The sequence below is a fragment of the Alistipes provencensis genome (genome assembly GCF_900083545.1).
GTDB lineage: Bacteria > Bacteroidota > Bacteroidia > Bacteroidales > Rikenellaceae > Alistipes > Alistipes provencensis.
Map to the genome: position 1 here is coordinate 1,938,662 of NZ_LT559262.1, position 16,236 is coordinate 1,954,897.

Consider the following 16,236-nt stretch of genomic DNA (forward strand, 5'->3'; position numbering starts at 1 on the left):
ACTATGGCAAAAGAGGTTGCTGCATTTATTAAATTGCAGATCAAAGGTGGTGCCGCCAATCCTTCGCCCCCGGTTGGTCCCGCATTGGGTTCTAAGGGAGTCAATATCATGGACTTCTGCAAGCAGTTCAATGCGCGTACACAGGACAAGGCGGGAAAGGTTCTTCCGGTCATCATCACGGTTTACAGCGACAAATCGTTTGATTTCGTTGTAAAACAGCCGCCCGTAGCCGTTCAGCTCAAGGAAGCAGCCAAGGCTCAGAAAGGTTCCGCACAGCCCAACCGCGACAAAGTGGGACAGGTGACGTGGGATCAGGTCCGCGAGATCGCTCAGGACAAGATGCCCGACATGAACTGCTTTACGCTGGAGGCCGCGATGCGCATGGTTGCCGGTACTGCCCGCAGTATGGGTATCAATGTCGTCGGAGAATTTCCTAATATGTAATTGCGAAGAAGATGAGTAAGTTGACAAAAAATCAAAAGATCGCCTACGCAAAGGTGGAAGCCGCCAAGGCTTACAAACTCCCGGAGGCCGCCGCTCTTCTGAAGGAAATTACGTTCACGAAATTCGACGCCTCGGTAGATATCGACGTGCGTCTGGGCGTAGACCCGCGCAAGGCGAACCAGATGGTCCGCGGCGTGGTGACGCTGCCCCACGGAACCGGCAAGACGGTGCGTGTGCTGGTGCTCTGTACTCCCGAAAAGGAGGCCGAGGCACAGGCTGCAGGTGCCGACTATGTAGGTCTGGACGAGTATGTTGACAAAATCAAGGCCGGCTGGACCGACGTTGACGTGATCATCTGTACTCCCAATGTGATGGGCAAGGTGGGTGCGCTGGGCCGTATTCTGGGTCCCCGCGGACTGATGCCGAACCCCAAGACCGGTACGGTGACGATGGAAGTCGGCAAAGCCGTAAGCGAGGTGAAGGCCGGTAAGATCGACTTCAAGGTCGACAAATTCGGTATCATCCACACGACGGTGGGCAAGGTGTCGTTCTCGGCGGATCAGATCGTGGAAAACGCGAAAGAGGTGCTGAATACGATCATCAAGCTCAAACCGGCTGCTGCCAAAGGTTCTTATGTGAAGAGTATCTATCTCTCGACCACCATGAGCCCCGGCGTGCAGATTGATTCCAAATCAGTAGAAACCAAATAAGAAGGAGGAGAGAAGAGATGACTAAGGAAGAAAAACTGGTTGTAATTAACAACCTTGCCGAGCAGCTCCGGGCTTATCCTCACTTCTACATCGCCGACATCGAGTCGCTGAACGCCGAGCAGACTGCTGCCCTGCGCCGCAAGTGCTTCGAAAGCGATGTGAAACTGGTGGTGGCCAAGAACACCCTTCTGGGCAAAGCCCTCGAGAAGGTGGAGAAGGCCGACGCTGATCTGGTAAAAGTATTGGAGGGTCCTACCTCGATTATGTTCGCTCATGTTGCGAAGGCTCCCGCTGTGCTTATCAAGGAGTTCCGCAAGAAATCGGACAAACCCGTCCTGAAAGCGGCTTTCGCCGAGGGATGCGTTTATGTGGGCGACAATCAACTGGACGCTCTGTGTAACATCAAGTCGAAGGAGGAGCTTATCGGCGATATCATCGCTCTGCTGCAGTCCCCGGCGAAGAATGTTATCTCTGCATTGCAGGCTAATGCAGGCCAAAAGATTGCGGGCATCGTGAAGACGCTCGAATCGAGAAACAATTAATTTCACAAACAAGAATCAAAAACAAATTAATAAGCTTACAACTATGGCAGACGTAAAGAAACTTGCTGAAGAACTGGTTAACCTGAAGGTTACCGAGGTAAACGAACTCGCTCAGATCCTCAAGGAGGAGTATGGCATTGAGCCGGCTGCTGCCGCTGTTGCCGTTGCAGCTCCCGCTGCAGGCGCCGGTGAGGCCGCTGCTGCCGAGAAGTCGACGTTCGACGTGATCCTGAAGAACGCCGGTCAGGCCAAGCTCCAGGTTATCAAGGTCGTGAAGGACATCGCAGGTCTTTCGCTGGGCGACGCCAAGGCTCTCGTTGACGGTGCTCCCAAGGCTGTTAAGGAGGGTGTCTCCAAGGAAGAGGCTGAGCAGATCAAAGGCCAGCTCGAGGAGGCAGGTGCAGAAGTTGAGCTCAAGTAGCATTGCTGCTTAAGTCTCAGCAGACAATCAGGTATAGGGCTAACCGGAGGTGTTAGCTCTATGCCTTTTCTTGGTCTAAAGACTGGAAGTGCCGATCAGGAGCTGTGTCCGGTTTTTGGAAGAAAATGCTCCCGGGGCGAAGGACGCCTGAATACGGGGGCATTGGCGGGATAGAAGGCCCGCAATTTTGGGGAGCGTAACCCATTACACTTCAACTAATTTGGATTTTACGATGTCCGCAGCAAAAACACAACAGAGAATTAGCTTTTCGACAGTCATAAACCGGGTGCCCTATCCGGATTTGCTGGAGATACAGCTTAAATCATTCCGGGACTTTTTCCAGATGGACACTACGGCCGAAAACCGTAAGAACGAGGGCCTGTACAAGGTCTTTCAGGAAAATTTCCCCATCACGGATACCCGGAACAACTTCGTTCTGGAGTTCATCGACTACTATATCGACCCGCCCCGCTACTCGATCGAGGAGTGTCTGGAGCGCGGTCTGACGTACAGCGTCCCGCTGAAAGCCAAGCTGAAACTTTACTGCACGGACGACGAGCACGAAGATTTCGGCGTGGTCGTTCAGGACGTTTACTTCGGTACGATCCCCTATATGACCGAACGCGGAACGTTCGTCATCAACGGCGCGGAGCGTGTCATCGTATCCCAGTTACACCGTTCGCCGGGCGTGTTCTTCGGACAGAGCATGCACACCAACGGCACCAAGCTCTACTCGGCGCGAATCATTCCGTTCAAGGGTTCGTGGATCGAGTTCGCTACGGACATCAACAACGTGATGTACGCTTACATCGACCGTAAGAAGAAGCTGCCTGTCACCACGCTGCTGCGTGCCATCGGCTACGAGGCGGACCAGCAGATTCTCGAGATCTTCGACCTTGCAGACGAGGTGAAGGTCAACAAAGCCAACCTCAAGAAAGCCGTAGGCCGCAAGCTGGCTGCGAGGGTGCTCTCGACGTGGGTCGAGGACTTTGTGGACGAGGATACGGGCGAGGTGGTTTCCATCGAACGAAACAACGTCATCGTGGACCGCGAAACGGTCCTCGAGGAGAGTCATATCGACGAGATCCTCGAGAGCGGCGCCAAGACGATCCTCCTGCACAAGGAGAATCTCTCGGGCATCGACTTCTCGATCATTTACAATACCCTGCAGAAGGACCCCTGCAACTCCGAGAAGGAGGCCGTGGTCTACATTTACAGGCAACTGCGCGCTTCGGAGCCGCCCGATGAGGCGACGGCGCGCGACGTCATCGAGAAGCTCTTCTTCTCGGACAAACGCTACGATTTGGGCGATGTGGGCCGTTACCGCATCAACAAGAAGCTGGATCTGGACATCGATCCGGCGATCCGCACGCTGACGCGCGAGGACATCATCGCCATCATCAAATACCTGATCCAACTGATCAACTCGAAGGCCGACGTCGACGATATCGACCACCTGTCGAACCGCCGTGTCCGCACCGTGGGCGAGCAGTTGTCGAATCAGTTCTCGGTAGGTTTCGTGCGCATGGCGCGTACGATCCGCGAGCGCATGAACGTGCGTGACAACGAGGTGTTCACGCCGGTGGACCTGATCAACGCCAAGACCCTTTCGTCGGTGATCAACTCGTTCTTCGGCACCTCGCAGCTCTCGCAGTTCATGGACCAGATCAACCCGCTGGCCGAGATCACGCACAAGCGCCGTCTGTCGGCCCTCGGCCCCGGCGGTCTGTCGCGTGACCGCGCCGGTTTCGAGGTGCGAGACGTGCACTATACGCATTACGGACGCCTCTGTCCGATCGAGTCGCCGGAAGGCCCGAACATCGGTTTGATTTCGTCGTTGTGCGTCTATGCGAAGATCTCCCCGATGGGATTCATCGAGACGCCGTACCGCCGTGTCGAGAACGGCAAGGTAGATATGGACAATTCGCATATCCGCTACTACTCGGCCGAAGAGGAGGAGGATCTGGTGGCTGCACAGGCCAACACCCCGATCGACGGGGAGGGCAACTTCTTGGAGCCCGACCGCATCAAGGCGCGTGAAGGCGCCGATTTCCCGGTGGTTACGGCCTCGGAGGTGGACCTGATGGACGTGGCTCCGAACCAGATCGCCTCGATCGCCGCGAGCCTCATCCCGTTCCTCGAGCACGACGACGCCAACCGCGCGCTGATGGGCTCGAACATGATGCGCCAGGCCGTGCCTCTGGTGACTTCGGAGGCCCCGATCGTCGGCACGGGTATCGAGAAGGACATGATCACCGACAGCCGCATCCAGATTGTGGCCGAGGGCGACGGCGAGGTTACTTTTGCCGATGCGACGAAGATCCAGATCAAATACGAGCGCACGGAGGACGAGATTCTCGCTTCGTTCGCTCCCGAAATTACGACTTACGAACTGCCGCGCTACCGCCGGACGAACCAGAACACTTCGGTGACGCTGAAACCTGCGGTGTTGACGGGCGACAAGGTCGTGAAGGGACAGATTCTGACCGAGGGTTACTCGACGCAGCACGGTGAGCTGGCTCTGGGCCGCAACCTGAAGGTGGCGTTCATGCCTTGGAAGGGTTACAACTTCGAGGACGCCATCGTGATTTCGGAGCGCATCCAGCGTGAGGACATCTTCACCTCGGTGCATGTCGACGAATACATCATGGAGGTCCGCGACACCAAGCGCGGTGTCGAGGAGCTCACCTCGGACATTCCCAACGTTTCGGAGGACGCCACGAAGGACCTCGACGCCAACGGTATCGTCCGTATCGGCGCCAATATCCACCCGGGCGACATCCTGATCGGTAAGATCACCCCGAAGGGCGAGAGCGATCCTTCGCCCGAGGAGAAGCTGCTTCGCGCGATCTTCGGCGACAAGGCCGGCGACGTGAAGGACGCTTCGCTGAAAGCCCAGCCATCGCTGCACGGCGTGGTGATCGACACCAAGCTCTACAGCCGCGCCAACAAGGAGGGCAAGAAGGGCAAGAGCGCCGAGAAGGCGCAGCTCGACAAGCTCGACGAGAAGTTCTCGGCCGAGATCGCAGAGCTCACGAAGCGGCTGGTCACGAAGCTGTGGACGCTGCTTCAGGGCAAGGCCACGACGGGAGTCACCGACTACTTCGGCGTGGAACTGTACCCCGCGGGTACGAAGTTCTCGCAGAAGATGCTGGAGGAGATCGCCCGCAAGTCGACGGACGAGAAGACCGGCGTGGTGATGGGCTATCTCAATCTCGGCTCGTGCAACTGGACGGGCGACGCGCATACCGATGCGCTGATCGAGGCTACCATTAATAATTACACCATCGAGTGGAAGAAGGCCGACGCCGCCATCAAGCGTGAGAAGTACAACATCACCAACGGCGACGAGCTCCCGCAGACGGGCGTTATCCAGATGGCCAAGGTCTACATCGCCAAGAAGCGTAAGCTGAAGGTGGGCGACAAGATGGCCGGACGCCACGGTAACAAGGGTATCGTGGCCCGTATCGTGCGCGACGAGGACATGCCGTTCCTCGAGGACGGAACCATCGTCGACATCTGCCTGAACCCGCTGGGTGTGCCTTCGCGAATGAACCTCGGCCAGATTTACGAGACCGTGCTCGGATGGGCCGGCCGCGAGCTGGGGCTGAAGTTCGCAACGCCGATCTTCGACGGCGCTTCGCTCGACCAGATCAACGAGTACACGGCGCAGGCGGGCATTCCGCACAGCGGCCGCACCTATCTCTACGACGGCGGTACGGGCGAGATGTTCGACCAGCCGGCCACGGTGGGTGTGATCTACATGCTCAAGCTGGGCCACATGATCGACGACAAGATGCACGCGCGTTCGATCGGTCCCTACTCGCTCATCACCCAGCAGCCGCTCGGCGGTAAGGCGCAGTTCGGCGGTCAGCGTTTCGGTGAGATGGAGGTTTGGGCGCTCGAAGGCTTCGGTGCCGCCAACATCCTGCAGGAGATTCTGACGATCAAGTCCGACGACGTGATGGGACGTGCCAAGGCATACGAGGCCATCGTCAAGGGCGAGAACCTGCCCAAGCCGGGTATTCCCGAGGCCATGAACGTGCTGCTGCACGAGCTGCGCGGTCTGGCCCTGTCGGTGAAGCTCGAGTAAGGTGTATTTAAGAGGAAAAGAAAAACGAGAACAAATATGTCAATTACCAAAGACAATAAACCGAATAATGGTTACAGCCGGATTTCGATCGGCCTGGCCTCCCCCGAGGAGATTCTGGCCCAGTCGAGCGGCGAGGTGCTGAAGCCCGAAACCATTAACTACCGTACCTACAAGCCCGAGCGCGACGGTCTGTTCTGCGAGCGGATTTTCGGTCCGGTGAAGGATTACGAGTGCCATTGCGGTAAGTACAAGCGCATCCGTTACAAAGGCATCGTCTGCGACCGCTGCGGCGTGGAGGTGACCGAGAAGAAGGTGCGCCGTGAACGCATGGGACACATCTCGCTGGTGGTTCCGGTGGTGCATATCTGGTATTTCCGCTCGCTGCCTTCGAAGATCGGCTACCTGTTAGGTATCCCGTCGAAGAAGCTCGAGGCGATCATCTACTACGAGCGCTATGTCGTGATCAATGCCGGTGCCGCTTCCGAGCAGGGCATCGAGCGTCTGGCCACGCTTTCGGAGAAGGAGTACCTCGACGTCGTGGCCGCGCTGCCCAAGGGCAACCAGTCGCTCGACGATTCGGACCCCAACAAGTTCGTCGCCATGATGGGCGCCGAGGCGGTCTACACGCTGCTGAAGCAGGTGGAGCTCGACTCGATGTCCTATTCGCTGCGCCATAAGGCCTCGACCGAGACCTCGCAGCAGCGTAAGTCCGAGGCGCTGAAGTGTCTGAACGTCATCGAGTCGTTCCGCGCTTCGGAGGGCAAGAACAAGCCCGAGTGGATGGTGCTGAACGTGATTCCGGTGATCCCGCCCGAGCTGCGCCCGCTGGTGCCGCTGGACGGCGGACGTTTCGCCACGTCGGACCTGAACGACCTCTACCGTCGTGTCATCATCCGCAACAACCGCCTCAAGCGCCTGATCGAGATCAAGGCCCCGGAGGTGATTCTGCGCAACGAGAAGCGTATGTTGCAGGAGGCTGTCGACTCGCTGTTCGACAACTCGCGCAAGTCGAACGCCGTGAAGAACGAGTCGAACCGTCCGCTCAAGTCGCTGTCGGATTCGCTCAAGGGCAAGCAGGGCCGTTTCCGTCAGAACCTGCTGGGTAAGCGTGTCGACTATTCGGCCCGTTCGGTCATTGTCGTCGGCCCCGAGCTGAAGATGCACGAGATGGGTATTCCGAAGGACATGGCTGCCGAGCTGTACAAGCCGTTCGTGATCCGCAAGCTCATCGAGCGCGGCATCGTCAAGACGGTGAAGTCGGCCAAGAAGATCATCGACCGCAAGGACCCCGTGATCTGGGGCATTCTGGAGAACGTCATCAAGGGACACCCCGTGCTGATGAACCGCGCCCCGACGCTGCACCGACTGGGTATTCAGGCGTTCCAGCCCAAGCTGATCGAGGGTAAGGCCATGCAGTTGCACCCGCTGGCCTGTACGGCGTTCAACGCCGACTTCGACGGCGACCAGATGGCCGTGCACCTGCCGCTGGGCAATGCCGCCATTCTGGAGGCCCAGTTGCTGATGCTGGGTTCGCACAACGTCCTCAATCCCGCGAACGGTGCGCCTATCACGGTGCCTTCGCAGGACATGGTCCTCGGTCTTTACTACATCACCAAGCCCCGCAGGGGCGTGAAGGGCGAAGGCCGGGTGTTCTACGGCGCCGAGGAGGCGATCATCGCCTACAACGAGGGCCGGGCCGACCTGCACGCCATTGTGAAGTGCATGGTCGACGATCTGGACGAGCAGGGCAACGAGGTGCGCGTGCTGAAGGAGACGACCATCGGCCGCATTCTCTTCAACCAAGTGGTTCCCAAGGAGGTAGGATATATCAATGAGATTCTGACGAAGCGTTCGCTGCGCGATATCATTGCCGTCGTGATGAAGAAGGCCGGTGCCGACAAGGTGGCCGCATTCCTCGACGATATCAAGAACATGGGTTATCAGATGGCCTTCAAGGGCGGTCTGTCGTTCAACCTCGATGCCGTGATTATCCCCGAAGAGAAGGAGAAACTCGTGCAGGAGGGTTACGAACGTTCGGACGCCATCATGGAGGACTACAACATGGGTCTGATCACCAACAACGAGCGTTACAACCAGATCATCGATGTCTGGACGAACATCAATACCAAGCTGACGAAGGTTGTGATCGAAACGCTGATCAAGGACAACGACGGTTTCAACCCGGTGTACATGATGCTCGACTCCGGAGCCCGTGGTTCGAAGGAGCAGATCCGTCAGTTGAGCGGTATGCGCGGTCTGATGGCCAAGCCGCAGAAATCGGGTGTCGAGGGTGGCCAGCAGGTCATCGAGAACCCGATCCTCTCGAACTTCAAGGAGGGACTTTCGGTGCTCGAGTACTTCATCTCGACCCACGGTGCCCGTAAGGGTCTTGCCGATACCGCCCTGAAGACGGCCGACGCCGGTTATCTGACGCGCCGTCTGGTGGACGTGGCGCAGGACGTCATCATCAACGAGAAGGACTGCGGCACGCTGCGCGGCCTGACGGCTACGGCCATCAAGCGCAACGACGACGTGGTGCAGACGCTCTACGACCGTATTCTGGGCCGCGTGGCCCTGAACGACGTGATCCACCCGCTGACGGGCGAGGTGATCTGCAAGGCCGGTGAGGAGATCACCGAACCCATCGCTGAAGCCATCGAGAAGTCGCCGCTGGAGTCCGTCGAAATCCGTTCGGTGCTGACCTGCGAGTCGCGCCGCGGCGTCTGCGCGAAGTGCTACGGCCGCAATCTGGCTACGGCCCGCATGGTTCAGAAGGGCGAAGTTGTCGGCGTGATCGCCGCACAGTCCATCGGCGAGCCGGGTACGCAGTTGACCCTGCGTACGTTCCACGTCGGCGGTGTGGCCGGCGGCACGGCTGTCGAGACCAACGTCGTTTCGAAATACGAGGGACGTCTGGAGATCGACGAGCTGCGTACCGTCAAGGGCAAGAATGCGGCCGGCGAGGCGATCGACATCGTGATTTCGCGTCAGTCGGAATTCCGCATCGTCGATCCCAAGACCGAGATCGTACTCTATACGCACAACCTGCCTTACGGCGCGACGCTCTTCATGGCGGACGGCGCCGAGGTCAAGAAGGGCGACCTGATCTGCGAGTGGGACCCGTACAACGCCGTTATCATTTCGGAGTTCGAGGGCCGTGCCGTTTACGACAGCGTCATCGAGGGTATCACCTACCGCGACGAGCGCGACGAGCAGACGGGTCTTTCGGAGAAGGTCGTCATCGAGTCGAAAGACAAGACCAAGAACCCCGTCATCAAGATCGTCGACAAGGAGGGCCTCGAGGTCAAGCAGTACAACCTGCCCGTGGGCGCTCACGTCGTGGTGAAGGACAACGCCAAGATCAAGGCCGGCGATATCCTGATCAAGATTCCGCGTGCCGTCGGCAAGTCGGGCGGCGACATCACCGGCGGTCTGCCGCGTGTTACGGAGCTCTTCGAGGCCCGCAACCCGTCGAACCCCGCCATCGTCTCGGAGATCGACGGCGAGGTGTCGTTCGGCAAGATCAAGCGCGGTAACCGCGAGATCATCATCACCTCGAAGCAGGGTGACGTGAAGCGTTATCTGGTGCCCCTGTCGCGCCAGATCATCGTGCAGGAGAACGATTATGTGAAGGCCGGCAGCCCGCTGTCGGACGGCGCGATCACTCCGAGCGACATCCTCAATATCCTCGGCCCGACGAAGGTGCAGGAGTACATCGTCAACGAGGTGCAGGAGGTATACCGCATGCAGGGTGTGAAGATCAACGACAAGCATTTCGAGGTCATCGTCCGCCAGATGATGAACAAGGTGAAGATCGAGGACCCGGGAGACACCCGTTTCTTCGAGGACCAGATAATCGACAAGTGGGAGTTCATGGACGTGAACGACGAACTCTACGACAAGGTGGTCGTGACCGATGCCGGCGACTCGACGACGCTGCAGCCCGGACAGATCGTGTCGCTGCGTAAGCTGCGCGACGAGAATTCGAGCCTCAAGCGCCGCGACCAGCGTCCGGTTCAGGTGCGCGACATCGTGCCCGCAACCTCGACTCAGGTGTTGCAGGGTATCACCCGCGCCGCACTGCAAACCTCGAGCTTCATCTCGGCGGCTTCCTTCCAAGAGACCACCAAGGTTCTGAACGAGGCGGCCATTCAGGCCAAGGTCGATCCGCTGGAGAACCTGAAGGAGAACGTGATCTGCGGTCACCTGATCCCCGGCGGTACGGGCCTTCGCGACTACGACGACCTCGTGGTCGGTTCGAAAGCCGAACTGGAGTCGCTCCAGCAGGCGCAGTAAGTTGCGATGGGTGTGGAGTAATCCCGCTCCGGATATATCGAAAAAGCCCCTCCCGTTCGGGAGGGGCTTTTTCATTGGGAATCGGCCGGCTACTCGAAGGCGACGGACTGGCCGTTGATTTTCATGTCGCTGAAAACGGCTTCCGAGGTTTTCTTGCTGTCGCCGCTGTTGGCCGCAAGGCCGAGTAGCAACTTCCCGTCCTCGGGAAGTCCGCTGATGGTTACGGACTTCTCCGCACCGAACGTCGCGCCTCCGTCGAGCGAATAGGAAACGGAGAATTTGTCGCCTGCGCGTACGAGTCGCACGATGGGTTTTGCCCCTTCGGTTGTGGCGTCCGGAGCGCCTAATGCACCCTTGTTACCTTTTCCGGCGGCTTCGCTCCGGTTGGAGTAGTAGAACCCCGAGAGGCTTCGGGCCGCCATGGCGTGGATGAAATCGCCGCCCGATGCTGTTGTCACGTCGGGAGTGACCAGCAGGCCGGCCAATGCCTGATTGGTTTCTTTCAGGGCGGAAAAGGAGTCGACCTGTGCGGTCGCCACGAAATCGCCCGTAACCTCCCGATAGACGAATCCGAAGCTCTGTGCGCCGCTTTCGAATTTGCCGCAGGCCGTGAGTGTCAGCCGGCTCCCGTCGCAGACGGCTGTTGCAGGGGTCGTGCCGTTGGAAAGCAACGTCCAGCCGTTGCCGAGGTCGCTGCCGCCGGGCGTGGGGTCAGGATCGGTTCCCGGATCGGGGTCCGTGCCGCCGCCCGAGATGCCGCCGTTGTCAACCTCTTTCGGAGCTGTGGCGTAACCCGTCAGCTTGCCCACTCCGGCAGCCGAGGGTATGATCTCCGCGAGCCGTTCGGCATCGTCGACGATGTAGCCGTACGCGGGTTTGAAATCTTCGTAGGTGTACGGAGTCGCGAGTTTTGCGCCGTTGTAGGCTTTGTACTCCACGTTGGTGAAGGGGTAGGGCGACGTGATGTCGGCGGGTATGTTGTTGAAGACATTGCCGCGTTCGTAGAGGTATCCGGCTTCCGATCCCTGTAGGTTCGAGACCCAACTGCTGCCGCTCGGCTTGGCCGGGAAGGTACAGATGTCGGTAGGCAGTTTCACCCCCTCGAAGCAGTTGTCCTCGACGAGCACCATCGCTCCGTAGGCACTGCCGACACCGTAGGTGGTCACTTGGTTGAAGTAGTTGTTGTAGACGTGGGCGCGGCCGAAGCGGACGCGCGGGTGGCGCGAACTCGACAGGTCGAAGAAGTTGTGGTGGAACGTCACGGTGATCTTCGAGTCCGCCGTCTGGCTGTTCGAATGGCCCACAAGACACGATTTCTGGGTCTTGATGAAGTGGCACCACGATACGGTGACGTTACAACTCTGGTGCGTCACGTCGCACGAACCGTCCTCATAGTCCTTGGTCTGGTTCATCGACTCGAAGGTACAATGGTCTACCCAGACCTTTTCGGTTTCCTGCATCGAGATACCGTCGGCACCGTTGTCGGCTTTGGGCATTTTGATGTAGATATTGCGGATGACGATGTTCGAGGCCCTTTTGAGGAAGAATCCGATATTCTCCATCCGGAAATCGTCGGTGCCGCAAACCGTGATGTTCTTCGTGTCTTTGATGTCGAACCAAGGCGAACCGCTGTCGCGGCCGTTCTCCTTGGTGAATTTGCCGCTCAGCCAGACAATGGCCGGAACCTCGCTCTTGTTCTTCTCGCGCAGTTTGAGCCATTCGCAGAATTTGTTGCCGTCGTTGAAATGGTGTATGTTGGCCTCGGTGGCTGCGGCGCCGCCCGTCGTGCCTTCGGCATAGCCATAAAGTTTGTCCAGTTCGACGTTGCCCGTGACGGGTGGCGTCGGAACGTCCGGATCGGGGTCGGGTTCCGGGTCCGGACCGGGGTTCTCGACCGGTTTGCCGCCGCCCTCCTGCTCGGTGATGTTGGCAATGCGGACAGAGCCTCCTTCTGCGACGATGTCGGCATGGATCAGGACTTTCCGGCCGATGAGTTCGGGGTGGTCGACGACGTTCAGGCAGGCCTGAATCTCGGAGCCCTCCGGCAGTTCTACGCGAACGCACTTTTCGGGACGGTACTCGTTGGCCTTCGATGCCAGCAGGATGTTGCTGCGCGATGGGGTGTCGGAACCGACCGACATCGTGGTGACAGCGGCTTCGGCGCCGACGATGTAGCCTTTGATCCACACCTCGCTTTTCCCGTCGATGCCGTCGAGGTTGCCGACGAGGAGGGGGTCTTCCTTAGTCCCCGCGGGAGTCGTCGCAGGCGGTGTTGTCCCGGGATCTTCGGTCTTGTCGTCGCTGCATCCTCCGCCGAGCAGCGGAACGGCCAGCATGAGCAGTAGAAATCGTTTCATAGGGTCTTATGGTTTTAGGTTGATGTTGCCGATAACAAAATTAACCCGCCGGAGGTTATCCGGCGGGGAAATTCTATCCGTTTACAAGGAAAAATTGTCGCAGCGGGTCGGAATCCCGCCGGGATGCGTCTATTTCTTGGGTTCGTAGCGTCGGGCCAGTCCGCCCTCGGAGGTCTCGCGGTAGAGGCTCGGGAGGTTGTGTCCCGTCTCGTTCATCACCTCCACGACCTTGTCGTAGGAGACCAGATGGCGTCCGTCGGAGAGCGTGGCGTAGATGTTGGCATCGAGGGCGCGGGCTGCGGCGATGGCGTTGCGCTCGATGCAGGGGACCTGCACCAGTCCGCACACGGGGTCGCATGTGAGGCCCAGATGGTGTTCGAGCCCCATCTCGGCGGCGTATTCGATCTGCGAAGGGGTGCCGCCGAAGAGCTGGCAGGCTGCTGCGGCAGCCATGGCGCACGCCACGCCGACTTCGCCCTGACAGCCGACCTCGGCGCCCGAGATCGAGGAGTTGGTCTTGGCGACGTTGCCGAACAGTCCGGCCGTGGCCAGTGCCCGCAGGATGCGGATGCGCAGGAAATCGCGCGAGGTGGCGAGGTGGTAGAGCACAGCCGGTACGACGCCGCTCGATCCGCACGTCGGGGCCGTCACTACGGTGCCGCCCGAAGCGTTCTCCTCGGAGGTTGCCAGCGCGTAGGCGTAAATCTTGGCACGGGAGTTCAGCGAATCGGTGTAGCTTTTCGACTTGACCCAATAGGTCGAGGCCTTGCGGGCGACCTTCAGGCCGCCGGGCAGAACGCCGTCGTTGTTCAGGCCCCGCTGGATGGTCTCGCACATTACGGTCCATATCCGGTCGAGGTAGTCCCATATTTCGGGACCCTCGCAGTCGTTCACATACTCCCAGTAGGTCTTGCCTTCGCGGGCGCACCATTGCTGGATTTCCGTGATGGTGGACATGGGGTAGATGCTTGCGGGGACCTCCTGATGCGAAGTCTCGTTGGCGAGCGCACCGCCGCCGACGCTGTATATCGTCCACGAATCGACGACCTTGCCGGCTTTCAGTCCCTCGAACAGCATGCCGTTGGGGTGGAAGGGGAGTACGATCTCGGGTTTCCAGACGATCTCGGTCGGGGCTGTGGGTTCGAGCACCGAAAGGATGGCTACGTCCGTGAGGTGGCCTTTGCCCGTGGCCGCGAGCGATCCGTAGAGCGTCACGCGGTAGGCGTCGACGTCGCTGCACCGCTCCGCGAAGCGTTCCGCGGCCCGCTTGGGACCCATCGTGTGGCTGCTCGAAGGGCCGCTGCCGATCTTATAGAGTTCTTTGAGCGATTCCATAATCGTGATTTTACGGGAGTAAAGATAGGTAAAATTCTACAAGAAAAGGAGGAATAAACGTTTCTCACTTTTTACACTGCGCAGATGTGCGGAAGTCTCCCTTTTCAAAGGGGGATTTAGGGGGATTGTCTGTATGGGCCCAAGGGGCTACAAGAAAAGGAGGAATATTAATTCCTCCTTTTCTTGTAGCCCCACCGCGACTCGAACGCGAATTTAGGGTTTAGGAAACCCTCGTTCTATCCCTTGAACTATGGAGCCGTTAAACAATGCGGCGCGTCCGTCGCCGAACGCACCGCAAAGATAGTGCAAGCTGAATGCAAAAGCAAACTTTGCTTGTATTTTGCTGAGGCGCCGCCTATCTAAGCCGGGGTTTATTCCCGGCAAAGATAACAATTTTTTCGTTTTTTAGAAACTGAACCCTACGCCGATCGAAAATACGTTGGCGTGGAGCTTGTAGTTTCCCGAGAAGACCTCTTCGAGTTTACCGTCGGCATAGCCGTAAAGCGGATAGGAACCCGTGCGCTCGGGATCGGCCGACGAAACATAGCAGTAAGCCAGATCGATCGACATGAACTTGGTGGGGCGCAGGCTCAGACCGGCCGTATAGGAGACTTTGGTCATCGACGGGGTTTCGGGGTTGAGGTAGTCGCTGCTTACGGGACTTTCATCCACATACATACCCATACGGGCCGTGATGAAATCGGTCGCACGGTACTGGGCACCGAAACGGAAAGCCAGCGTGTTCGAGTAGTTCTTCACCGAATAGATGGGTTTGATACCCAGTTCCTTCTCATTGAAGACCACGTTCAGGGCTTTGTAGGCCGACCATCCGGTCCATTGCAGGTCTACGGCCAGCTCCCATTTCACGGCCGGGCGGAACGATACGGCCCACGTTACGGTCGTCGGAAGCGGCAGTTCGGCATTGAAAGTGCCTTTGTCGAGGCCCGGGATCAACTCCGTACCGGGGCTGAGTTCTCCGAGTTTGGCGATGAGTGCCGCTGCCTGCGGGTCGATGTTCATCGTTGCATGGCCTTTGCCCACTTTCATGTTCAGGCGCGAGCGGTAGGTCATGCCGACCGACCATTCGTCGGTGATGTCCCACAGGAAACCGGCATTCACACCCACGGCGACATCGGCGTCGCCTTTGAGTTTGGCCGATACCAGCGATTGGTTCATCGTGTTGTTAAGGTAGCCCTTGGCTCCCTCGAGCGTCTGGAGGGTCCCCTGTGTCTGCACCAGTTTTTGTTTGTAAGCCTCTTTCTCGGGACCATCGGGCAGGGCAGCTATTACTCCCTCGAGTTGCGTAATTCCGGCCTGAGCTGTGGCGATACCGGGATCGATCGTGCCGGAGATGAGTCCGCGGCGCATCGTGGGGGAGAGCAGCGACCGCGACAGGTCGAATTTACCCCATGCGACCGTCAGACCCGCGCCGATCGAAAGGCGGTCGCAGATCTTGTACGACACGGTGGGCTGAACGGTGTAGGCCGAGAGGTTGATCTCCTGTACGAGGTGTGCCCCCGACCAGTTGTCACCCCAGTTCATTGCGGAACCGTAGGGAGTGTAGAAACCCAGTCCGACGGCCAGCCGTTCGGTGGGTTTGTAGTTGAAATAGACGTGGATCGGGGTCGAGAGCTTATTGTCGGATTTCTCGGCCGGGCCGCTCTGGTAATCGTTTGTCAGGGTCGGGAGCGAGCGGTAGCTGACATTCGAGAGAATGCCCGTCATGCCGGCCGAAATGTCGAATTTCGACGTCTGGAATGCCGTGGCTGCGGGGTTGAAGTAGATCGACTCCGAGTTGAGCTTCATGGCCGTACCTACATGACCCATACCGGTCTGCTTGGCCGACATGTTGTTTACCTGATAACCCTCGGCGTATGCACCGGAGGCGATGGCTGCGGCGGCCAGAACGAGGAAAAGTTTTTTCATAACGAATTGGTTTGGTTTATACTCGGTGTGTCCGAAGACGCACAAAATCGGGGCAAAAGTAGGAAAACTATCCCCGAAGCCCAAACTTTTTGGTCTTAAATTCCCGAAAACT

At 58.5% G+C, this 16,236-nt stretch carries 9 protein-coding genes and 1 tRNA gene; 6 read left to right on the top strand and 4 right to left on the bottom strand.

The features are described from left to right. The first annotated feature begins 3 nt into the window (after positions 1-3). The 6 genes from rplK to rpoC all read left to right on the top strand — a co-directional run bounded on the left by rplK (position 4) and on the right by rpoC (position 10,506). On the top strand, positions 4-444 hold the full coding sequence (gene rplK / locus BN5935_RS07635; RefSeq protein ID WP_064975576.1) for a 50S ribosomal protein L11: 441 nt from the start codon (positions 4-6) through the stop codon (positions 442-444). An 11-nt stretch (positions 445-455) separates the two neighbouring features. Further along, a complete protein-coding gene (gene rplA, locus BN5935_RS07640) occupies positions 456-1,154 on the top strand; it encodes a 50S ribosomal protein L1 (RefSeq protein ID WP_064975577.1) in 699 nt (232 codons plus the stop codon). A gap of 17 nt (positions 1,155-1,171) precedes the next feature. Beyond that, a complete protein-coding gene (gene rplJ, locus BN5935_RS07645; RefSeq protein WP_064975578.1) occupies positions 1,172-1,696 on the top strand; it encodes a 50S ribosomal protein L10 in 525 nt (174 codons plus the stop codon). Between the two features lie 43 nt (positions 1,697-1,739). Then, positions 1,740-2,117: a 50S ribosomal protein L7/L12 gene (gene rplL / locus BN5935_RS07650; RefSeq protein WP_064975579.1), complete on the top strand. Its 378-nt coding sequence runs from the start codon at positions 1,740-1,742 to the stop codon at positions 2,115-2,117. A gap of 232 nt (positions 2,118-2,349) precedes the next feature. Next, entirely contained in the window at positions 2,350-6,210 is a 3,861-nt protein-coding gene (gene rpoB, locus BN5935_RS07655) for a DNA-directed RNA polymerase subunit beta (RefSeq protein ID WP_064975580.1), read from the top strand. Between the two features lie 36 nt (positions 6,211-6,246). After that, positions 6,247-10,506 carry a DNA-directed RNA polymerase subunit beta' gene (gene rpoC, locus BN5935_RS07660; protein WP_064975581.1) on the top strand — a complete coding sequence of 1,420 codons (4,260 nt, stop codon included), beginning with the start codon at positions 6,247-6,249 and terminating at the stop codon, positions 10,504-10,506. Positions 10,507-10,595: 89 nt separating this feature from the next. Here the strand turns inward: rpoC and BN5935_RS07665 are convergent, their stop codons facing one another. The 4 genes from BN5935_RS07665 to BN5935_RS07680 form a co-directional block, all read right to left on the bottom strand. Further along, positions 10,596-12,863 (bottom strand): pectate lyase family protein, encoded by a 2,268-nt coding sequence (locus BN5935_RS07665; RefSeq protein ID WP_082944060.1) that lies wholly within the window; start codon positions 12,861-12,863, stop codon positions 10,596-10,598. A gap of 129 nt (positions 12,864-12,992) precedes the next feature. Next, positions 12,993-14,198 carry an L-serine ammonia-lyase, iron-sulfur-dependent, subunit alpha gene (locus BN5935_RS07670; protein ID WP_064975583.1) on the bottom strand — a complete coding sequence of 402 codons (1,206 nt, stop codon included), beginning with the start codon at positions 14,196-14,198 and terminating at the stop codon, positions 12,993-12,995. 186 nt (positions 14,199-14,384) lie between these two features. Then, positions 14,385-14,456, bottom strand: a tRNA-Arg gene (locus BN5935_RS07675). Between the two features lie 147 nt (positions 14,457-14,603). Continuing rightward, positions 14,604-16,124 carry an OmpP1/FadL family transporter gene (locus BN5935_RS07680; RefSeq protein ID WP_064975584.1) on the bottom strand — a complete coding sequence of 507 codons (1,521 nt, stop codon included), beginning with the start codon at positions 16,122-16,124 and terminating at the stop codon, positions 14,604-14,606. Positions 16,125-16,236 lie beyond the last annotated feature (112 nt).

What these genes read in the sequence shown, in the direction of transcription:
- rplA (WP_064975577.1), top strand. Translation starts at nt 456, where the DNA reads ATGAGTAAGTTGACAAAAAATCAAAAGATCGCCTACGCAAAGGTGGAA.
- rpoC (WP_064975581.1), top strand. Translation starts at nt 6,247, where the DNA reads ATGTCAATTACCAAAGACAATAAACCGAATAATGGTTACAGCCGGATT.
- rplJ (WP_064975578.1), top strand. Translation starts at nt 1,172, where the DNA reads ATGACTAAGGAAGAAAAACTGGTTGTAATTAACAACCTTGCCGAGCAG.
- BN5935_RS07665 (WP_082944060.1), bottom strand. Translation starts at nt 12,863, where the DNA reads ATGAAACGATTTCTACTGCTCATGCTGGCCGTTCCGCTGCTCGGCGGA.
- BN5935_RS07680 (WP_064975584.1), bottom strand. Translation starts at nt 16,124, where the DNA reads ATGAAAAAACTTTTCCTCGTTCTGGCCGCCGCAGCCATCGCCTCCGGT.
- BN5935_RS07670 (WP_064975583.1), bottom strand. Translation starts at nt 14,198, where the DNA reads ATGGAATCGCTCAAAGAACTCTATAAGATCGGCAGCGGCCCTTCGAGC.
- rpoB (WP_064975580.1), top strand. Translation starts at nt 2,350, where the DNA reads ATGTCCGCAGCAAAAACACAACAGAGAATTAGCTTTTCGACAGTCATA.
- rplL (WP_064975579.1), top strand. Translation starts at nt 1,740, where the DNA reads ATGGCAGACGTAAAGAAACTTGCTGAAGAACTGGTTAACCTGAAGGTT.
- rplK (WP_064975576.1), top strand. Translation starts at nt 4, where the DNA reads ATGGCAAAAGAGGTTGCTGCATTTATTAAATTGCAGATCAAAGGTGGT.